Annotated in this window: 17 protein-coding genes; 13 read left to right on the top strand and 4 right to left on the bottom strand. The window is 69.3% G+C overall.

Annotation, left to right across the window (positions count from 1 at the left end):
- Positions 1 to 48: 48 nt before the first annotated feature.
- The gene (locus ACFSOX_RS14340) at positions 49 to 1062 is read right to left on the bottom strand and encodes a helix-turn-helix transcriptional regulator (RefSeq protein ID WP_378478492.1); all 1014 of its coding nucleotides are present in this window, start codon (positions 1060 to 1062) and stop codon (positions 49 to 51) included.
- A 283-nt stretch (positions 1063 to 1345) separates the two neighbouring features.
- On the opposite strand from ACFSOX_RS14340, the gene ACFSOX_RS14345 reads away from it, so the two are divergent.
- From ACFSOX_RS14345 to ACFSOX_RS14375, 7 genes are all read left to right on the top strand, one after another.
- Positions 1346 to 3688 carry a TonB-dependent siderophore receptor gene (locus ACFSOX_RS14345; protein ID WP_378478493.1) on the top strand — a complete coding sequence of 781 codons (2343 nt, stop codon included), beginning with the start codon at positions 1346 to 1348 and terminating at the stop codon, positions 3686 to 3688.
- Positions 3685 to 4644 (top strand): alpha/beta hydrolase, encoded by a 960-nt coding sequence (locus ACFSOX_RS14350; protein WP_378478494.1) that lies wholly within the window; start codon positions 3685 to 3687, stop codon positions 4642 to 4644. The genes ACFSOX_RS14345 and ACFSOX_RS14350 overlap by 4 nt, the downstream gene beginning before the upstream one ends.
- The gene (locus tag ACFSOX_RS14355) at positions 4641 to 5777 is read left to right on the top strand and encodes an ABC transporter substrate-binding protein (protein WP_378478495.1); all 1137 of its coding nucleotides are present in this window, start codon (positions 4641 to 4643) and stop codon (positions 5775 to 5777) included. Before ACFSOX_RS14350 ends, ACFSOX_RS14355 begins: the two co-directional genes overlap by 4 nt.
- Before the next feature lie 91 nt (positions 5778 to 5868).
- Positions 5869 to 6930, top strand: a complete 1062-nt coding sequence (locus tag ACFSOX_RS14360; protein ID WP_378478496.1) for a FecCD family ABC transporter permease — start codon at positions 5869 to 5871, stop codon at positions 6928 to 6930.
- Positions 6930 to 7766, top strand: a complete 837-nt coding sequence (locus ACFSOX_RS14365) for an ABC transporter ATP-binding protein (protein ID WP_378478497.1) — start codon at positions 6930 to 6932, stop codon at positions 7764 to 7766. Before ACFSOX_RS14360 ends, ACFSOX_RS14365 begins: the two co-directional genes overlap by 1 nt.
- An 18-nt stretch (positions 7767 to 7784) precedes the next feature.
- Complete coding sequence (locus tag ACFSOX_RS14370) at positions 7785 to 8681, top strand: siderophore-interacting protein (RefSeq protein WP_378478498.1); 897 nt, start codon at positions 7785 to 7787, stop codon at positions 8679 to 8681.
- A 164-nt stretch (positions 8682 to 8845) separates the two neighbouring features.
- Positions 8846 to 9625 carry an IclR family transcriptional regulator gene (locus ACFSOX_RS14375; protein ID WP_378478499.1) on the top strand — a complete coding sequence of 260 codons (780 nt, stop codon included), beginning with the start codon at positions 8846 to 8848 and terminating at the stop codon, positions 9623 to 9625.
- 223 nt (positions 9626 to 9848) lie between these two features.
- Here the strand turns inward: ACFSOX_RS14375 and ACFSOX_RS14380 are convergent, their stop codons facing one another.
- The 3 genes from ACFSOX_RS14380 to ACFSOX_RS14390 all read right to left on the bottom strand — a co-directional run bounded on the left by ACFSOX_RS14380 (position 9849) and on the right by ACFSOX_RS14390 (position 13546).
- Positions 9849 to 11102: an MFS transporter gene (locus ACFSOX_RS14380; RefSeq protein ID WP_378478500.1), complete on the bottom strand. Its 1254-nt coding sequence runs from the start codon at positions 11100 to 11102 to the stop codon at positions 9849 to 9851.
- 223 nt (positions 11103 to 11325) lie between these two features.
- Positions 11326 to 12564: an MFS transporter gene (locus tag ACFSOX_RS14385; protein ID WP_378478501.1), complete on the bottom strand. Its 1239-nt coding sequence runs from the start codon at positions 12562 to 12564 to the stop codon at positions 11326 to 11328.
- 28 nt (positions 12565 to 12592) lie between these two features.
- Positions 12593 to 13546 (bottom strand): amidohydrolase family protein, encoded by a 954-nt coding sequence (locus ACFSOX_RS14390; RefSeq protein ID WP_378478502.1) that lies wholly within the window; start codon positions 13544 to 13546, stop codon positions 12593 to 12595.
- 803 nt (positions 13547 to 14349) lie between these two features.
- Here ACFSOX_RS14390 and ACFSOX_RS14395 point away from each other — a divergent pair.
- The 6 genes from ACFSOX_RS14395 to ACFSOX_RS14420 all read left to right on the top strand — a co-directional run bounded on the left by ACFSOX_RS14395 (position 14350) and on the right by ACFSOX_RS14420 (position 19105).
- Complete coding sequence (locus ACFSOX_RS14395) at positions 14350 to 15189, top strand: cyclase family protein (RefSeq protein ID WP_378478503.1); 840 nt, start codon at positions 14350 to 14352, stop codon at positions 15187 to 15189.
- Entirely contained in the window at positions 15189 to 15530 is a 342-nt protein-coding gene (locus ACFSOX_RS14400; RefSeq protein ID WP_378478504.1) for a cupin domain-containing protein, read from the top strand. Before ACFSOX_RS14395 ends, ACFSOX_RS14400 begins: the two co-directional genes overlap by 1 nt.
- 118 nt (positions 15531 to 15648) lie before the next feature.
- On the top strand, positions 15649 to 16452 hold the full coding sequence (locus ACFSOX_RS14405) for an SDR family NAD(P)-dependent oxidoreductase (protein WP_378478505.1): 804 nt from the start codon (positions 15649 to 15651) through the stop codon (positions 16450 to 16452).
- A 2-nt stretch (positions 16453 to 16454) separates the two neighbouring features.
- On the top strand, positions 16455 to 17378 hold the full coding sequence (locus ACFSOX_RS14410) for a 3-hydroxyacyl-CoA dehydrogenase family protein (protein ID WP_378478506.1): 924 nt from the start codon (positions 16455 to 16457) through the stop codon (positions 17376 to 17378).
- A gap of 138 nt (positions 17379 to 17516) precedes the next feature.
- Positions 17517 to 18980: a sodium:solute symporter family protein gene (locus ACFSOX_RS14415; protein ID WP_378478507.1), complete on the top strand. Its 1464-nt coding sequence runs from the start codon at positions 17517 to 17519 to the stop codon at positions 18978 to 18980.
- Positions 18977 to 19105: a hypothetical protein gene (locus tag ACFSOX_RS14420; protein WP_378478508.1), complete on the top strand. Its 129-nt coding sequence runs from the start codon at positions 18977 to 18979 to the stop codon at positions 19103 to 19105. The genes ACFSOX_RS14415 and ACFSOX_RS14420 overlap by 4 nt, the downstream gene beginning before the upstream one ends.
- Positions 19106 to 19235: the final 130 nt, after the last annotated feature.

The following is a 19235-nucleotide window of genomic DNA, read 5'->3' on the forward strand; positions in this document are numbered from 1 at the left end:
GAGCCCGAGCCCCCGGCCTTCGCCGTTCTCCGGTCCGGATGCGCCGCCCTATATCCGTGCACGAAAATGGCGTGGCGGCACGCCGAAGGTGCGCTTGAAGGCGGTGGCGAAATTCGCCGGGTTGGCGTAGCCGGCGATGAACGCCGCCTCGTTGACCGAGACGCCGTCGCGCTCCAGCGCCTCGCGGGCCCGTTCCAGCTTGCGCGCCCGGATGTGGTCGACGACCGTCGTCCCGCGCGCCGCCCGGAACACCCGCTGCAGCGTCGAGACGCTCATGCCGACGTGGCGGGCGACCGTGTCGAGCGTCACGGCGTCGTCGAGATGGGCGTCGACATACTCACAGACGGCACGCACCCGAGCGTAGTCCTTCGGCCGCAGCATCGCCGCGGCGGCCCGCTCCTGACCGGCGATGTCGGCGTGCGCGACTGCGTTGAGCGCCTCGCCGACGATGTCGAGCGTCCGGCTCTCGACGTAAAGGTTGCGCATCAGCGGCGCGTAGGACGGCGGCTTGAGGATCTGCTCGACCAACGACACGAGGCGCGGCGACGGCGTCCAGCGCAGGCTGGCGAGATGCGTGCGGCTGAAGGCCAGGACGCCGCGATGATCCTCGATCGTGTCGAGGCCGCTCTCCTCCAGCCATTGCGGCGACACCGTCACGGTGACCTTGCGGACATGGGTGCCGCAGGCGGAAACCCGGCGGAACATCTCGCGTCGGGCGCGTGCCACCACGACGGCCTCGACCGGGCCGCCCCTGCCGTCGGGGCGGCCCATGGCGAAGGCGCGCTCGCCCACATGGGCCGTGACGCCGCCTTCGAGGAACAGCGAGAAGGTCAGCCCGGGCTCCTGCACGGCGCGGGTCTCGAGGTCGTGCAAGTCCCAGACGTCGGTGGCGTGGAGTTGGAGGCCGGAGCGCAGCACGAGCTGGACGAAGTCGCCGCGCAGCAGCGCCGCGTCGTCGTCGAGCACCGGGGCCACCAGACGGAAATCGGCCGCCTTGGCCCACCGCCGCAGGTCGCGATGGCGCACGAGCCGTCCGCCCGCGCCGTCCTGGCTCGCGTTCATCGTGCCGCCGCTCGAGGTGTCGTCCGATCGATCACGCGAGCAACTTCGTCGAGCGCGACAGTGGCGTCAACGCCTCTCCAACGATTTCGAAATGGTATAGCTCTAAACTTCGAAGTCTAGAATTGCAGCAAGGAAGCCCCTTGTCGTAGGCATTTGGTGATTTCGCAAAGGAAATACACGCCCTGTCGAATGTACGCCTCCTCGGCCCGCAGTTAACTGTCGGGATCAATTGGGGACGGACGTGACACGGCTACGGCCGTGCGTGCGACGACGGGGGCTGACCATGACTCACACGACATCCACCGGCGGATCGGCCCGGATCGTCGGCCTGTTGCTCGCCACGACGATGCTGACCGGCACGGTCGCGACCGGCGCGTTCGCGCAGAGCACGGCGCTGCCGACCATCCGGGTCGAAAGCGACCGCGAGACCGGCGGCAGCGGCGGCGGCGAGGCGACGGCGCCGGGCGCCGGCGGCGCGGGCGGGACCGTCACGGCGACGCGCGGCGTCGCGGCGACCTCGGCGAGCGCCGTCGGCCCGGTCGAGGGTTACGTCGCCGACCGCAGCATGACCGGCACCAAGACCAACACGCCGGTGGTGGAGACGCCCGAGTCCGTGTCGATCGTCACCCGTGATCAGATGGAGGATCAGCAGGCCCAGAGCGTCAGCCAAGCGTTGCGCTATACGCCCGGCGTGCTCACCGACCTGCGGCCGGCGAGCCGCTTCGACATCATCCCGGTGCGCGGCTACGGCGGCAATCTCGGGGTGCTGCAGGGCTTCGTCGGCTTCCAGGACGGGCTCAAGCTGCAGCGCGGCATCTCGTTCGCGGTACCGACCGTCGATCCCTACACGCTGGAGCGCATCGAGGTGCTGCGCGGCCCCTCGTCGATCCTGTACGGCCAGACCAATCTGGGCGGCATGATCAATCTCGTGACCAAGCGACCGCTCGACAAGCCGTTCCACGAGGTGCAGGTGACGGGCGGCAACTTCGAGCGCCTGCAGGGCACGTTCGACGTCTCCGGGCCGATCGACAAGGACGGCCGCTGGCTCTATCGGCTCACCGGGCTCGCCCGCAACTCCGGCACCCAGGTCGACTACACCGAGGACGACCGCTACGTGCTCGCCCCGGCGCTGACCTGGAAGCCGTCGAGCGACACGACCTGGACGCTGCTCGCCAACCACACCCAGGATCCGAACAGCTTCTACTCGGTGTTCCTGCCCAAGGAAGGCACCGTGATGCCGAGCCGGAGCGGCTGGATCGCGTCGACCTTCAACGTGTCGGACCCCGGCTACGAGGTGTTCGAGCGCAAGCAGACCTCGCTCACCTCGCTGTTCGAGCACAGGTTCGACGACGTCTGGACGATCCGCCAGAACACCCGGGTGATGCATCTCGAAACCAACTTCCGCGGCCTCTCGCCGACCAGCTACGCCGATGCGGCGCAGTCGATCATCAACCGGGCGAAGTCGAACGTGAAGGACGAGCTCGACTCGCTCGCCATGGACAACCAGGTGCAGGCGCAGTTCTACACCGGCGCGTTCAAGCACACGGTGCTGATGGGCCTCGACTACCAGTACGCCGACGCGAGCCGCCTGCTCGGCAACGCCACGACCGGCGTGGCGACCATCAACTTCCTCAGTCCGATGTATTGGCAGAGCATCCCGGTTCCGGCCTACCAGACGGACGCGAAGCAGACCAACGACCAGCTCGGCCTCTACATCCAGGACCAGATCCGGCTCGGAAACCTGATCGGCATGTTCGGCCTCCGGCGCGACCGAGCGAGCTTCGACTTCGACCAGATCACCATCGCGTCGGGGGCGCTGACGTCGGCGTCGCAGACCGACGCGGCGACCACCTGGCGGGCCGGCCTGCTCTATCACTTCGAGAACGGGCTCGCGCCCTACATCAGCTATTCGACCTCGTTCGAGCCGGTGACGGGCTCGACGCTCGACTACTACAAACGGCCGTTCAAGCCGACCACCGGCGAGCAGGTCGAGGCCGGCATCAAGTACCAGCCGCCCGGCACCAACATGCTGTTCACGGCGGCCGTCTACGAGCTCACCCAGTACAACGTGCAGACGCCCGACACCGATCCGACCCACAAGGGCTGCGGCACCACGGCGTCGAGCTCGTGCAGCGTGCAGACCGGCGCAGTGCGAACCCGCGGCGTCGAGCTCGAGGCGAAGGCGAGCATCAACCGCAACATCGACGTGCTCGGCGCCTTCACCTGGCAGGACATGGAGGTGACGCAGGCGAACGACACCAGCCTCGGCAAGCGGCCCGTCCAGGTGCCGGAGTATTTCGGCTCGGTGTGGGGCATGTACACGTTCCGCGACGGCCCGGCCGCCGGCCTCGGCCTCGGCGCCGGCGTGCGCCACGTCTCGTCGACCTTCGGCGACGTCGCCAACACGATCGAGGTGCCGGCCTTCACGCTGGTCGACGCCGCGGTCCATTTCGACTTCGACACCATCGAGCCGAAGCTCAAGGGCCTGCGCCTGTCGCTCAACGCCTCGAACCTGTTCGACAAGGAGTATGTCGCCTCGTGCAGCGCCGGCAGCGGCAGCTTCGACACCGGCTGCTACTTCGGCACGCGGCGCACCATCCTGGCGACCGCGAGGTATCGCTGGTGACGGCTGTCGTCTCCGATCTCCGCGCGACCGCGGCACGCCGCGATCGCGACGACGAGGGCGCCGCCGGCCTCGGCCCTCCGCCGGCGGCGTTGCCGCACACGCGGGTCGAGACGATGCGGTCGCGCGACGGCCTGGAGCATCGTGTCTACGTGGCGCGTCCGCACGGAAAACCGCCGTCGCCGGCCGGCTATCCCCTAATCTTGATCACCGACGCCAACGCGGCCTTCGCGACCGTCGCCGAGGCCGTGAGCCTGCGCTCGCGGCGGACCGAGGTGACCGGCGTGGTGCCGGCCGCGGTGGTCGGGCTCGGCTATCCGATCGACGAGCCGCTCGATCTCGTCCGCCGCACCTTCGACTACACGCCGGCGCCGCGCGGGCCGCTCACGATGCCGCCGCGCCCCGACGGCTCGGGCTGGCCGCCGGTCGGCGGTGCCGACCGGTTTCTCGATTTCATCGAAGCCGACGTGCTGCCGGCGATCGGCCGCGACGTCCCGCTCGATCCGACGCGTCGCACGCTGTTCGGACACTCCTTCGGCGGACTGTTCACGCTCTACGCGTTGTTCACACGGCCCGGCCTGTTCCGCACCTGCGTGGCGGCGAGTCCGTCGATCTGGTTCGCCGATCGTGTGATCCTGGCGCACGAGCGTGATTTCGTCGCGGCGCTGCGGCCCGACGCCGATCTTCGCCTGCTGATCACCATGGGCGGTTGCGAGCAGGAGCCGACCACGGTCGAGTGCGACGCCGTCGATGCCGACACGCGCATCGCCTGGAAGCAGCGCAACCGAATGGTCGACAACGCGCGCGAGATGGCGGCTCGCCTCGCCCCGCTCGCCGGACGCGGGCTCACGGTCGACTACGTCGAGTTTCCCGACGAGGACCATGTCTCGGTCGTCCCGGCCGCGATCTCACGCGCCGTCACGCTCGCGCTCGGCCGGCCGCTGCGGAGCAACCCATGACCCTTTCCCGCCGCACCCTTCTCACGACCGGCGCCGCCGCTGCCGCCGGCTCGCTGCTACCGCGCCGCGCTCGCGCGGCCCGCGACGTGATCACGGTGACGGACGTCGCCGGGCGGCAGGTCGAGATCGCCCGCCCGGTGAAACGGATCGTGCTCGGCGAGGGCCGCCAGCTGATCACCTTGTCGCTCGTCCATCCCGATCCGGTGTCGCTGCTCGCCGGCTGGCCCGGCGATCTCGCCCGTCAGGACAAGGTGACCTATGGCCGTTATCTGGAGACGTTTCCGGCGATCGCCGGCGTGCCGATCGTCGGCCGCGGCAGCGAGGAGACCTTCTCCATCGAGCAGGCGCTGGCGACCGGCCCGGATCTCGCGATCCTGTCCGGCGGCTACGGGCCTTCGCTGCGTTCGAAGGAGACGCTCGACCGCTTCGCCGCCGCCGGCGTGCCGGTCGTCTTCGTCGATCTGATCGCCAAGCCGCTCGACAACATCGTGCCGAGCCTGCGGCTGCTCGGCCGCGTGCTCGGGCGCGAGGACGCGGCCGAGCGGGTCGTGCAGTTCCACGAGAGCCGGGCGGCGCGCATCCGCGATCGCCTGGCGGCGGCGAAGCCGGTCGTCCCGACCGTGCTGATGAACGCCCATGCCGGCCTCTCCGAGTGCTGCAACGCGCCCGGCCGCGCCACCATCGGGGCCTTCATCGATCCCGCCGGCGGCTACAACATCGCGGTCGACGTGCTCAAGACGCCGTTCGGCCCGATCAGCCTCGAATACGTGATGGGGCGCGACCCCGACGTGTATGTCGGCACCGGCGGGCAGCATCTCGCCGGCACCGGCGGGCTGGTGCTCGGGCCCGGCGTCGACGCCGCCGAGTCGCGCGCCAAGCTGCAGCGCATCGTGAAGGCCCCCGGTCTCGCCGACATCGCGGCGGTACGCCGCGGGCGCGTGCACGGGCTGTGGCACCTGTTCGGCAATTTTCCGCTCAACGTGCTGGCCCTGGAGGCGCTCGCCACGTGGTTCCATCCGAAGCTGTTCGGGGACGTCGACCCCGATGCGAGCCTGAAGTTCGCCAACGAGACGCTGCTCGCGGTTCCGATGCACGGCACCTACTGGGTGTCGCTCGACGGCAGGGGGCGGTGATGCTCTCGGAGCGCCGGCGGACACGGCACGACTCGACCTCTCCCCGCCGTGCGGGGAGAGGGATCGTAGCTCGGGCGGCCGTGCTGTGACGATGACGGACACCGCCCCTCTCTCTGCCGTCGCCGAGGCGGCGCTGGTCGCGCATCGCCGGCGGCTGCGCCGGCGCGCCCTGATCGTCATGGCTCTGGCGCTGGCCGGCATCGCCGCCTTCGTGATCGATCTCGGCACCGGCCCGTCGACCCTGACGGCCCTCGACGTGGTCCGCGGCCTCCTGTTTCCCGACACGCTCGGGCGCGCCGTCGCCGTGATCGTCTTCGACGTTCGCCTGCCACAGGCCGTGATGGCGATTTTGGTCGGCATGGCGCTGTCGCTCGCCGGCGCCGAGATGCAGACCGTACTGAACAATCCGATGGCGAGCCCGTTCACGCTCGGCCTGTCGGCCGCGGCGACCTTCGGAGCGGCGCTCGCCATCGTGCTCGGATTCGCGCTGCCCGGCGTGCCGGCGACCTGGAGCATCCCGGTCAACGCCTTCGTGTTCGCCTTCGGCTCGGCCATGCTGCTGCAATCGCTCGGCCGGCTGCGGCGCAGCGGCGACAGCCTGGTGCTGTTCGGCATCGCACTGTTCTTCACCTTCAACGCGCTGGTCGCCATCACCCAGTTCGTGGCGAGCGAGCAGGCCCTCCAGCAGCTCGTGTTCTGGACGATGGGCAGCCTGGCGCGGGCGACCCGGGAGAAGGTCACGATCCTCGCGCTCGTCGTCGCCTGCGTGGTGCCGTTCTCGTTTCGCGCCGCCTGGACGCTCACGGCGCTGCGGCTCGGCACCGAGCGGGCGCAGAGCCTCGGCATCGACATCGCGCGACTGCGGATGCTCTCGCTGATGCGGCTGAGCCTCTTGACCGGCGCCGCCGTCGCCTATGTGGGCGTCATCGCCTTCGTCGGCCTGGTCGGGCCGCACATCGCCCGCCTGCTGATCGGCGAGGACCACCGCTTCTTCCTGCCGGCGAGCGCGCTGTGCGGCGCCGTGCTGATGTCGCTCGCCTCGGTCGCCAGCAAGGCGGCGGTGCCCGGCATCGTGCTGCCGATCGGCCTGATCACGTCGCTGGTCGGGGTTCCGATCTTCATCACGCTCGTGCTGACCCGGCGGGGGCACTGATGCGGGCCGCACTCACGATCGAACGGCTCACGGCCGGCTATCCGCGCCGCCCGGTGCTGCGCGATCTCTCGCTGCCGCCGCTGTCGGCCGGTGGCGTGACGGCGCTCACCGGCCCCAACGCGGCCGGCAAGTCGACGCTGCTGAAGGCGCTCGCCGGGCTGGTGAAGGCCGAGGGGCGCGTGCTCTACGGCGACGTCGATCTCCTGCGCCTGCCGCTCGCGGCGCGCGCCGATCTGGTCGGCTTCATGCCGCAGGCGCTGCCGCAGGGCGTCGCGCTCTCGGTTCTCGAATCGGTCGTCGCCGCCTTCGAGGCGGCGCGGCCGGACGCGCTCGCCGACGCCGACGCGACCCGCCGCGCCGTCGCGACGCTCGACCGGCTCGGCATCGCCGACCTCGCCCTCGACGGGCTCGACCAGCTCTCCGGCGGTCAACGCCAGCTCGTCAGTCTCGCCCAGGCGCTGGTGCGCGAGCCGCGCCTCCTTCTGCTCGACGAGCCGACCAGCGCGCTGGATCTGCGCCACCAGGTCACCGTGATGGAGGCGGCGCGCTCGCTCGCCGCCGAGGGCCGCACCGTCGTCGTCGTGCTGCACGACCTCAATCTCGCGGCGCGCTGGGCCGAGCGCGTCGTCGTGCTCGACCACGGCCGCGTGGCGGCGAACGGCACGCCGGCGCAGGCCCTGACCGCCGAGACGCTCGCCGCCGTGTGGGGCGTCGCGGCCCGTATCGCGCCCGATCCGGGCGGCATCCCGCACGTCGTCGTCGAAGGCGCGCTGGACACGGCACGCGCCGACCCGGCCGGCGCCGCTTCTCCATCGAGAAACACCACCGCAGCCTGATCGCCACGAGGGAGTCCGATGACCGATCCGACCATCACGACGGCCGGTGCGCCGACACGCTTTCGCGGCATCCGCGTGCTCGAGGTGCTGCGCACCGAGACGGTGACGCCGCAGATGCGCCGCCTGATTCTCGGTGGCCCCGAGATCGCCGGCTTCCGCGCCGACGCGCTGAACCTCAAGATCCTGTTCGCGCCCGAGGGCGTCGACGATCCGGGCTGGCCGCTGGAGGGCCCGGGCGGCAAGCCGATCTGGCCCAAGGATCCGGTCCGGCCGATCGTGCGCACCTACACGCTGCGCCGGTTCGATGCGGCGAGCGGCGAGCTCGCCGTCGACTTCGTGCTGCATGCCGACGGCGAGGCGACCCGCTTCGCGCGCCGGGCGAAGCCCGGCGACCGCGTCGGCGTCGGCGGCCCGGGCGGCCGCGCCATCAACCCGGCCGACTGGTATCTGTTCGCCGGCGATCACACCGCCCTGCCCGCGATCGCCGCCGTTCTCGAGACGCTGCCCGACGACGCCGTCGGCCACGCCTTCGTCGAGGTGCCGGACGTCGCCGAGGAGCAGAGCTTCCGCCGACCCGCCGGCATCGCGCTGACCTGGCTGCATCGCGACGGCCGGGCGCCCGGCCGCACGACGCTGCTGCGCGACGCCGTGCTGGCGCTGCGCTGGCCCGACACGGCGACGCGGCCGTTCGCCTTCATCGCCGGCGAGTCGGCCACCGTGCGGGCACTGCGGGCCTATGTGCGCGACGCGCGCGGGATGGACCGTCGCCAGATCCACGCCATCGGCTACTGGCGGCTCGGCATGACCGAGAACGCCTATCACGACCAGCACGACAACGACCGCGACACGGACTACTTCACGACTTGGCGCGAGGAGTTGGCGGCGCGCGGCATCCCGGCCGAAGCCGCCCACTGAGGACGCCATCCGAACGTCCGACCGCCGTCGGCGCCGGCGGGTGGTCAGCCATTCCGTCGGCGCAACCGGGCTCGGCGCGCGGACAAATTGCACGCCGCGGCGCTGTACCGTATTGTGAGCCAGTCGCCCCACCACGAATCTGCGGGGCGCTGAGGATACGCGTCATGAACAGCCGCGAGGGGCCGCCGAACGGCGAACGTGGGCCCGTGCAGGTCATCACCCGTGCGGCCGCGATCCTGCGCGCCCTGGAAGATCAGCCGGCCGGGCTGAGCCTCGGGCAGATCGCACAGCGCGTCGATCTCGCACGATCGACCGTGCAGCGCATCGTCGCCGCGCTCGAGGCCGAGAAGCTCCTGATCGCCGCCTCGCCGAACGGCCGGGTGCGGCTCGGGCCGACGCTGCTGCGGCTCGCCGCCTCGGTGCAGAGCGACTTCGTCTCGCTGTGCCGTCCCTATCTGCTCCGGCTGTCGAACGAGCTGCGCGAGACCGTCGACCTCGCCGCCGTCAAGCGCGACGGCATGGTGTTCATCGACCAGGTGGTGGGCTCGCAGCGGCTGCGCACCGTCTCGGCGGTCGGCGAGACGTTCCCGCTCTACTGCACGGCGAACGGCAAGGCTTATCTGGCCCAACTCGGCAACGACGCGATCGAGCAGCTCATCGGCCGCTCCTACCCGGCCCGCACGCCGCACACGCTGACGAACCTCGACAGCCTGGTGCAGGATCTGCGGCGCGTCCGTCGCACCGGCGTCGCGTTCGATCGCGAGGAGCACACGGTCGGCGTCTGTGCGGCCGGGGTGGTGCTGCGCGACACGCTCGGCAACTACGTGGCGATCTCGGTGCCGGTCCCGGCCCAGCGCTTCAAGGACCACGAGGCCGCGATCGCCGAGCGCCTGCTCGCCACCAAGCGCGCGGTGGAGAGTCAGCTCGAGGCGGTGGCCGCCTGAGCATCGCCTCCGCGCGTCAACGGCGTCCCGGACGCTGTACGCATCATACCAACGGCCATGACGGGTAACTCTCTCCGTCACCCTGAGGTGCCCGGCGAAGCCGGTCACCTTCAGGATGACCGGTCAAAGTCCGGAACCGTTGGTATCACATCACGAGACACCGAAGAAAGACCGCTCGTGAGCGGTCTTTCGTTCTTCCTCGACGCGCCGCGCCGGCCTGCCCTCAGTCTTCGACTGCGCGCCCCCGCGTGTCGGGCAGCAGCAGCACCATCAGGCCGGCGAGCGCGAAGCTCGCGCCGCACAGCGAGATGCCGACCGCCAGGCTGTAATGCGCGGCGATCTGGCCGAGCAGGAACGGCGCGAAGGCCGAGATGCCGCGACCGACGTCGAAGCAGAAGCCCGAGCCCAAGCTCCTGATCCGCAGCGGGTAGAGCTTGGCGAAGTAGGAGCCGAAGATCCCCGCATAGGAGAAGAACAGCGCCATCACCGGGCCGAGCCAGAACAGGAGCGTCGCGCTCTCGGCGAAGGCGTAGACCGGGACCATGACGGTGGCGCCGACGAAGTTGAGGATCAGGGCGTTCTTGCCGCCGATCTTGTCGGCCAGGAAGCCGAACAGCTGATAGCCGAGGAACATGCCGACGTTGAGCATGACGATGAACATCGACATGTCGGCGATCGCCATGCCGCGCTCCTTGACCAGGAAGGTCGGCACCCAGGTGTTGACGCCCCAATAGGCGATCAGCGCGAAGCTCGCCGACAGGGTGCCGACGATGGTGTAGCGCAGAACCTCGGGCGCGAAGATCTCGCCGATGCCGACCGAGGCCTTGCCGCCGCCGCCGGCCTCGCGCTCCGCCTTGGCCTTCTTCCAGGTCTCCGATTCCGGCACGAAGAAATACGTGTAGGCGACCGCGACCAGCGCGACGGCCCCGCAGAAGAACAGCACCCGCCAGCCGTAGCGCGGCAGGATGAAGCCGGCCAGCAGCGCCGCCGAGCCGAAGCCGATCGGCCAGGACGAGAACACGAAGGAAGCGGCACGCCCGCTCTGATGCGACGGCCAGGTCTCGCTGATATAGGCGGCGATGACGCCCCAGATGCCGCCAAGCCCCAAGCCGGCGACGAAGCGCAACACCATGATCGACCAATAGCCCTGCGCGAGACCGATCGCCGCCGTGAACAGGCCGAAGATCGCGATGCCGACCATCAGGGCCGTCTTGCGGCCGTAGTTGTCGGCGAACCAGCCCATGGCGACCGACGAGATGCCGACACCGAGCAGCGTCGCCGTGCCGAGCAGGCCGGCGTCCGCCATGGTGATGTCGAGCTCCTTGATGATCAGAGGCAGCGACATCGCGAGGATCATGAAGTCCAGCGCGTCGAACGCGTAGCTCATGAAGCCGCTGATCAGAACCCGCCATTTGACGGGAAGTCCACCGCTGGCGGCACTGGTCGCCGGGGCCGCCGTTCCGGTCTCGATCGTCATCGTGTTGCACTCCAGGTCGCGACATCGGACCCGCGCGGTCCCGTGGCGCGGTCACGGACAGGCGCACCGATTCCGTCCCCGCACGCGCGGGCGTGCGGGATCGACGATCGGACGAAAATCCGGCCGTGCGTCGGGGATCACGAGGGGGAGAACCGGCTCCGGATCCGCCCCGAAGCCGGAGGACGGGAAGGCCGGCGCGCGGCCGACCGTCCCGAAGGTGCCGTCAGGCCTCCTGCACGGCGAGCTTGCGTCGGGCGAGATCCTGCTTGGAGGGATAGACGTAGGGGCCCATCATCAGAATCAGCACCGCGGCGAGAACGAGCCCACCGGCGAACACCCAGAGCACCGGCACGTAGGATCCGGCCTTGTCGAAGCTGACGCCCATCACGAACGGACCGACACCGTTCGCCAGCATGAAGATGGCGAACAGGTAGCCGTAGATCTCGCCGAAGCTGCGCAGGCCGAGATAGCGCGAGATGAAGAAGGCGATCAGGTCGACCTCGGCGCCGATGCCGAGCCCCATCAGGACGGTGGCGACCGTCGCCATCGTCGTGTCGTGGGTCGACATCAGGAGCATGATGCCGAGGAGCGGCGTGACGATGAACACCACCGCCACGTAGGGCGCGAACATGCGGTCGAGCAGCCAACCGGCGAGCAGCCGGCCGGCGATCAGCGACAGGCCGGCCATCGACAGCGCCGTCGTCGCCATCTGCGGGGACACACCACGGTCCGTGAGCAGCGGCACGACATGCGTGATAGTGCCGTTGGCGGCCATGGCGAGCGCGAAGAACGGCACGACGAGGAGCCAGAAGTACTTGGTCTTCAGCGCCTCGCGGCCGGTCAGGCCGGGCAGCACCGCGGGCGCCTCGCCGGCCGCGGCGGCGAGTGCGCGGTCCGGCTCGCGCACCAGGAAGGCGACGGCCGGAATTGCGAACAGCACCGTGATCACACCGAGCCCGACATAGGCGCCGCGCCAGCCCACCACGCCGATCAGCGCCTGGGCGAATTGCGGAACCAGCGCGACGCCGAGCCCGACGCCCGCCATGGCGATGCCGAGGGCGAGGCCACGCCGGTCGTCGAAGGTCGCGACGATCGACTTCGAGTAGATCAGCGGCGTCTGCCCGGCGGCGGCGAGCCCCATCAGGCCGTAGATGGCGATGAACACGGCCGGCACGGCCGGGGTGAGCGACGCGGCCGCGACGATCAGGGCGAACAGGGTGATGAACGGCAGCGCGACGCGGCGGATGCCGTAGCGGTCGACGAGAATGCCGACCAGCGGCGTCATCAGGCCGGTGCAGACGAGGCCGATCACCATCGCCATCGACACGGTGCCACGGCTCCAGCCGAACTCCTCGCCGATCGGCTTGAGCAACACGCCGAACGTGAAGTGCATGATGGCGCCGTTGCCGACCAAGAGGCCGAGCACGGCACCGACGACGACCCACCACGGGTTCTTGAGCATGGTCTCGATCCTGGGTGCGAGGGCGTGATCAGGCGAGGCCGAGCAGCGTCTCGGCATTCCTCGAGGCGACCGCGACGCGGACGTCCTCGGGCAGCGCGACCGCGTCGAGGAAGTGACCGGCCTCGCCGGCGTCCTCGAACGGGTGGTCGGAGGCGAAGCAGACCCGGTCGGTGCCGAGCGCCGCCAGCGCGCAGGCGAGCGGCTCGGCCGAGCACATGCCCGAGGTCGTCACCGCGATGTTGCGCTTGATGTAGAAGGACGGCGGCTGCGGCAGCTTCACGCCGTACAGCTGCGCGCGGCTATCGAGCCGCCACAGCAGATAGGGCAGCGTCTCGCCGAGATGGCCGAGCATCAGCCGGGCGCCCGGATGGCGGTCGAACACGCCGCCGAAGACCAGCCGCAGGGCATGCGTGCCGGTCTCGACGCCCCACTCCCAGGTGGCGCGCTTGAGCCCGTAGGTGCCGGCGAGCGACGGCATGGTGGCGACCGGATCGGCCGGGTGCAGATAGACCCAGGTGTTCAGCGCCGCGGCGCGCTCCCAGAACGGCGCGTAGGACGGATCGTCGAGATAGCGGCCGAGCGTGTGGCCGTTCACCATGGCGCCGCGGAACTTCAGCTGCTCGACGCAGCGCTGCAGCTCGTCGGCCGCGGCGGTCGCGTCCTGCAGCGGCAGATGCGCGAAGCCGGCGTAGCGGTTTGGCTTCTTCGCCACCTCGGCGGCCAGGTAGTCGTTCGACGCCTTCGCCTTGGCGACGGCGCGGGCCGTGTCGGTCTCCACCTGTACGCCGGGACCGGCGATGCCGATCACCGACTTGGCGATTCCGGCCCGGTCCATCGACGCGATCCGGCGATCGCCGAAATCGGTCAGCGCATCGAGGAGGCGATCCCGCACCATCGCCGGGACGTCCGCCACGGTGGGGTGCCAATATTCGGCGAGGCTCGGGCAGAGAGCGTGCTCTTCGAGAGCGATCTTCGTGACCAAAGGGAAGCTCCGTTTATCCGTCGTTCGTCGGTCGGAGCGGAGGTCCGGAAGGGATTGCGGGCCGGGACCAGCCTCCGCAGTGTCCTGCGATACGGTTCGGCCGTATCAGATCGTGGTTTTATCAGCAAGGCGAGATCGACCGTGACGACCTCCGATCTTGTTTGCGATGCAGCGACCGCAGCGCACCACGGGCCACAGGGAACCCTCCCGATCTTTCTTATCAGGTTGTTCTTTCTGAGTATGTGCGGCGCGACATGACCGGGTCGCGCTGCCGGCGGAGCCGACGTCGCACGGCCCTCCGCATGAACACTTATCCGCTCGTCGAGAGGCGCGCCTGTACCGAAACGCAGGACAGTTTGTGCGGCGCTTGCAGCCCCGGCGGACGCCTCCAGGGCAACTGATCAGATCGCGATCGCGGCGGGACCGAATCTGCACGGCGCCGCGGTTTCCAGGCCTCCAGGGGCCGCGATCCGAGCGCCCGCGAAGGACCACGACGGCGCGGACCATCCCAGGACGACTACTTAGGTAGAGCTACGTCGGTTCCGCATGATGGTACATCGGCGCGCCTTCGGGTCCGCGGCCGAGCCGCCGACCGGTTCGGCGAAAGCCGCACCAGCCAAGCATTTCCCCGATCGCGACAGTGCCCTGCCCGGCCGCCCGTCGGAGCGTCCGCTGCGCTCCGGGGCGAGCGGCAGCGCCGCCTCGGCACGGCGCCGGTGATTGACCGAGATGCCCATTCTACAGTACAGCCGTATCACATTGCGGGCCTTCACGATGTCGAACTCTCACACAGGAGACGAACAATGCCGGTGATCCGGGGCGTGACGATGGAAGGCAATCTGGAGAACTCGATGGGGCTCGAGTTCTACGACCTCTCCCATCCGTTCGGCCTGCAGAAGCCGAACTGGCCGTATTTCCAGGACGTCCAGATCGAGCGCATCCACTACATGGCGAAGTCGGGCGTGCTGTCCCAGCGCATCACGACCAGCATGCACCACACCACCCATATCGACGCGCCGGCCCATGTGGTCGAGGGCACGCCGTTCATGGACGAGGTGCCGCTGCCGCACTTCTTCGGCTCCGGCATCGTCGTCTCGATCCCGAAGAAGCAGTGGGAGCCGATCGGCTACGACGACCTGGAGAAGGCCGCCGGCAAGCTGGTGCGCCCGCGCGACGTCGTCATCGTCAACACCGGCTGGCACGAGAAGTACGAGGACAGCGAGGAGTACTTCTGCCTGTCGCCCGGCTTCGTGAAGTCGGCCGGCGAGTGGTTCGTCGAGAAGAAGGTGAAGGTCGTCGGCCACGACACCCAGGCGAACGACCATCCGCTCGCCACCGCCATCGGTCCGCACCGCAACGGCCCGATCCACCCGCACCTCGCCGCCGAGTACAAGAAGTGGTCCGGCGGCCGCGACTGGAAGGACGACCATCCGGAGTGGGAGCCGGTGCACCGCCTCCTGTTCAAGAACGGCATTCTCGGCATCGAGAACGTCGGCGGCGAGATCGACAAGGTCACGGGCCGGCGCTGCACCTTCGCGATGTTCCCGTGGCGCTGGGAGCGCGGCGACGGTTGCATCATCCGCCTGGTCGCGATCGCCGACCCCAAGGGCACCTATCGCATCGAGTCCGGGGAGCGCTTCTGATGCAGGTCCGTCGCTTCTCCGAGCTGAAGACCTACGACGCGCCGAACCACCGCGGCTGCATGCCGCTGCGGGTGTTCGGCGCCGAGGCGGGCGGCACCACGGGCGTGGTGGTCGGCATCTCCCATTTCCTCCCCGGCGGGGGCGCCGGCCCCGACGCCTCGCCGCCCGAGAAGGTCTACTTCGTTCTGGCCGGCGAGCTGACCGTCATCGTCGACGGCAAGGAGACGGTGCTGAAGCAGAACGACGCCTGCACGATCGCACCCAACGAAAGCCGCGAGATCATCAATCGCGGCAACGACGTCTGCACCATCCTGGTGGCGGTCGCCGCCCCCAAAGCCTGAGTCGAGCCGAGACGTCGCGGCGGCGGAGGGGTCCGGGGACGCGCAAATGCGTCGCCGGGCTCTCCGCCGGCGGCGACCGCTGCTCCCCGCCGGGAGCGTCGTCCATGGAGGACGCATCATGTCCGAGGACTTCCTGAAGAATCCGCTGTCGTTGTTCGACGTGCGCGGCAAGACCGCGATCGTCACCGGCGCCTCGGGCGCGTTCGGCGCGCTCGCCGCCAAGGTGCTGGCCGGCGCCGGCGCCAAGCTGGTGATCGCCGCCGGCAACATCGCCGAGCTCGACAAGGTGGCGCACGAGTGCCGGGCACTCGGCGCCGAGGTGAAGCCGGTGGGGCTGCGCCCGAGCAACGAGAAGAACTGCGACGCCATCGTCGCCGCCGCGGTCGAGGCCTTCGGCCGGCTCGACATCCTGGTCGTCGGCTCCGGCAAGAACGACGTCGCCAAGATCGGCGACATGACGCCCGACCGCTTCGAGGACGTCATGGACGCCAACGTCACCCAGTCGTGGCTCATGGCGCGTTCGGCGTCCCGGCAGATGCTCGCGCAAGGGCACGGCGGCAAGATCATCCTGATGTCGTCGGCCCGCGGCCTGCTCGGCCATCCTGCCGGCTACACGGCTTATTGCGCCTCGAAGTCCGCCGTCGACGGCATCACCAAGGCGCTCGGCTGCGAGCTCGGGCCCACGGGCATCACGGTCAACGCCATCGCCCCGACGGTCTTCCGCTCGGCCCTGACGGCGTGGATGTACGAGGACACCGAGAAGGCACGCGGCGTCCGCCCGGCGTTCCTGGCCCGCGTGCCGAAGGGCCGGCTCGGCGAGCCGTCCGACCTCGCCGGTCCCCTGCTCTTCCTCGCCTCGGCCGCGTCCGACTTCTACACCGGACACATCCTCTACGCCGACGGCGGCTACACGGCGGGCTGACCATGAGCGGGACAGCGCGCGAGCCGGCGCAACGACCGATGCGCATCGCCGTCATCGGCGCCGGCCTGATGGGGCACGGAATCGCCCAGGTGTTCGCGCTCGCCGGCCACGGCGTCACGATCACGGACGCGCACGCGCCGACGCTGGCGAGTGTGCTGTCCCGCGTCGAGGCGAACCTGATCGACCTCGGCGAGGACGTTTCCGCCGTGAAGCGGATCCGTCTCGCCGAGACTCTCGCGGACGCGGTGCGTGACGCCGACTTCGTCGTCGAGGCGGCGCCCGAGAACCTCGCGCTCAAGCGCAAGCTTTTCGCCGAGGTGGAAGCCGTGGCGCCGGCGACCACGGTGCTCGCCAGCAACACCTCGGTGATCCCGATCTCCGAGATCATGCGGACCCTGACGCGCCGCGAGCGCGCCGTCGGAACGCATTGGTGGAACCCGCCCTTCCTGGTGCCGCTCGTCGAGGTGATCGGCACCGAATGGACGTCGGATGCCACCATGACGTTCACGATGGACTTGCACGCGCGGGCCGGCAAGACGCCCGTGCACGTCAAGAAAGACGTGCCGGGCTTCGTCGGCAACCGGCTCCAACATGCCTTGTGGCGCGAGGCGGTGTCGCTGGTCGAGCACGGCATCTGCGACGCCGAGACGGTCGACACGGTGATCAAGGCGAGCTTCGGCCGCCGTCTCGCCGTTCTCGGCCCGTTGGAGAACGCCGACCTCGTCGGCACGGATCTCACGCTCGCGATCCACCAGACGGTGCTGCCGGCCATCGAGTCGCGGCCCGGACCGTCGCCCTATCTCGAGACGCTGGTGAAGGAGGGCCGCCTCGGCATGAAGTCGGGCGAAGGCTTCCGCCGCTGGACGCCCGAGGAGCAGGCCGCGCTGAAGAAGCGGGTCGTCGATCACCTGAAGAAACAACGCTAGTCCCGCACCCGGGGCGCCGCCCGCGTCCCCGCACGACGGGGACGGACCGACGTCCGGCGGCTCAGCGAGACGCTCGCCGGACCAAGAGCAACAAGAAGCCGCACAGCGGCCGCTGGCCCGAGACACTCGGAGGAAGACATGAAATGGGAGATTCTCGTCGGCGTTCTGGCCTATGAGCTGATCGTCATCGTCGGGCTCGGTCTCTATTTCTCCGCGCGGGAGAAGCACGCCTCGGAAGGGGGCTTTCTCCTGTCCAATCGTGATCTGCCCTACTACGTCGTCGCCGTGACGCTCGCCCTGACGGTGCTGGGCACGCCGCACATCTTCGGCGTGTTCGAGATGACCTGGTTCATCGGGGCGAGCAGCATCTGGTTCGGCTTGGCGCACGCCGTTCTTCTGGTCGTCACCTGTACGTCCACGGCCCTGTGGGCCCGCCGGCTGCAGGTCACCTCGATGCCCGAAATGCTGGCCCTGATCTTCGGCGAGACGCCTCGCCTGATGGTCGGCTGCGTCATGTCCGGACTGATCTGGGGGATTCTCACGCTCGAATCCCAGGGCGTCGGCATCGTCTTCGCCACCGTCACGGGCGTGACCATCCAGCAGGGCGCGATCCTCGGCGGCATCCTCGGGATTCTCTACGTGGTGCTGGCGGGCATGAAGGAGATCGGCTGGGTCAACCTGATCAATTGCGCCGTCATGTATGTCGGCCTGGTGATCGCCATGATCTATCTGACGCTCGGCCTGCCGGCCGGCGGCTGGGAGGCGGTGTCGGACTTCTACGTCCGCCAGGACCAGGCCCACATGTTGTCTTTGTTCGGCACCCCCGAGGTGCTTTGGACCTTCGCGCTCAGCATCGTGCTGTCGACCACGTTCTGCCAGTCGGTGAGCCAACAGCTCATCCAGCCGGCGATGGCGGCCAAGAGCGAGGAGGCGATCCGTAAGTCGCTGTGGATCGCAGTGCCGCTCAACGGCGTGTTCTGCGTGTTCATCGCCTGCATCGGGCTCGCCGCGAAGGCCGATCCGGCCTTCAACGGTCTCGGGCCCAAGCTCGCGGCGCCCACCATGCTGCTGACGATGCTGCCGGGCTGGCTGGTCGCCTGGCTGATGGCGTCGCTGCTCGCCGCGGTGCTGTCGAGCTTCGCCATGGCCGTCATGGCGCCGGCGACGATCTTCACGATCGACGTCTACAAGAACTTCTTCAATCCCGCGGCCGGAGAGGCCGATGAACGGCGCGTGACCCGGATCATGATCCTCGTGCTCGGGGTTGCCGCGTTCCTGGTCGCGGCCTACCTGCCGCCGATCGTGCAGGCGATGAACTGGCTGTTCGCCTGGATGACCCCGGTGTTCTGGCTGATCATCATCGGCCTGTTCTGGAAGCGGTCCTCGACGGCCGCCGTGTGGACCCTGGCGGTGTCGTGGATCCTCAACGGCCTGTGGTCGTTCTCGTCGCTGCCGGCGTTGATCGGGCTCGACGGCACGCCGAACGTCTACGCGACGCTCGTCTCCGGCCTCGTCCTCGGCATCGGCCTGACGGCGGTATGCGACGGACTCCCGGGCCTGTTCCGGTCCGTCGCGGCGGCGCCGCGACCCGAGCCGGCATGAGAGTGGAGGGAACGATGCTGTTCTGGACGCTGATGGTGCAGACGGTCGTGTTCATCGTCGTCGTCACCGCGATCGGAGCGTTCTTGTCGAATCTGGCCCGCGGCCGCGACGTGTCGCGCAAGTGAGGGAGGCCGTGATGGGTCTCGAGGCGAATTGGATGATCATGGTGATGGGGCTGATGCTGGTCTATGCCGGCGCCATGGTGGTGGGACTCGCGATGAAACGCACGAGATAAGCCCCGTCCGGCGAGCGGGA

The sequence above is a fragment of the Rhodoplanes azumiensis genome (assembly GCF_042682915.1).
In the GTDB taxonomy this organism is placed as follows: Bacteria; Pseudomonadota; Alphaproteobacteria; order Rhizobiales; family Xanthobacteraceae; genus Rhodoplanes; species Rhodoplanes azumiensis.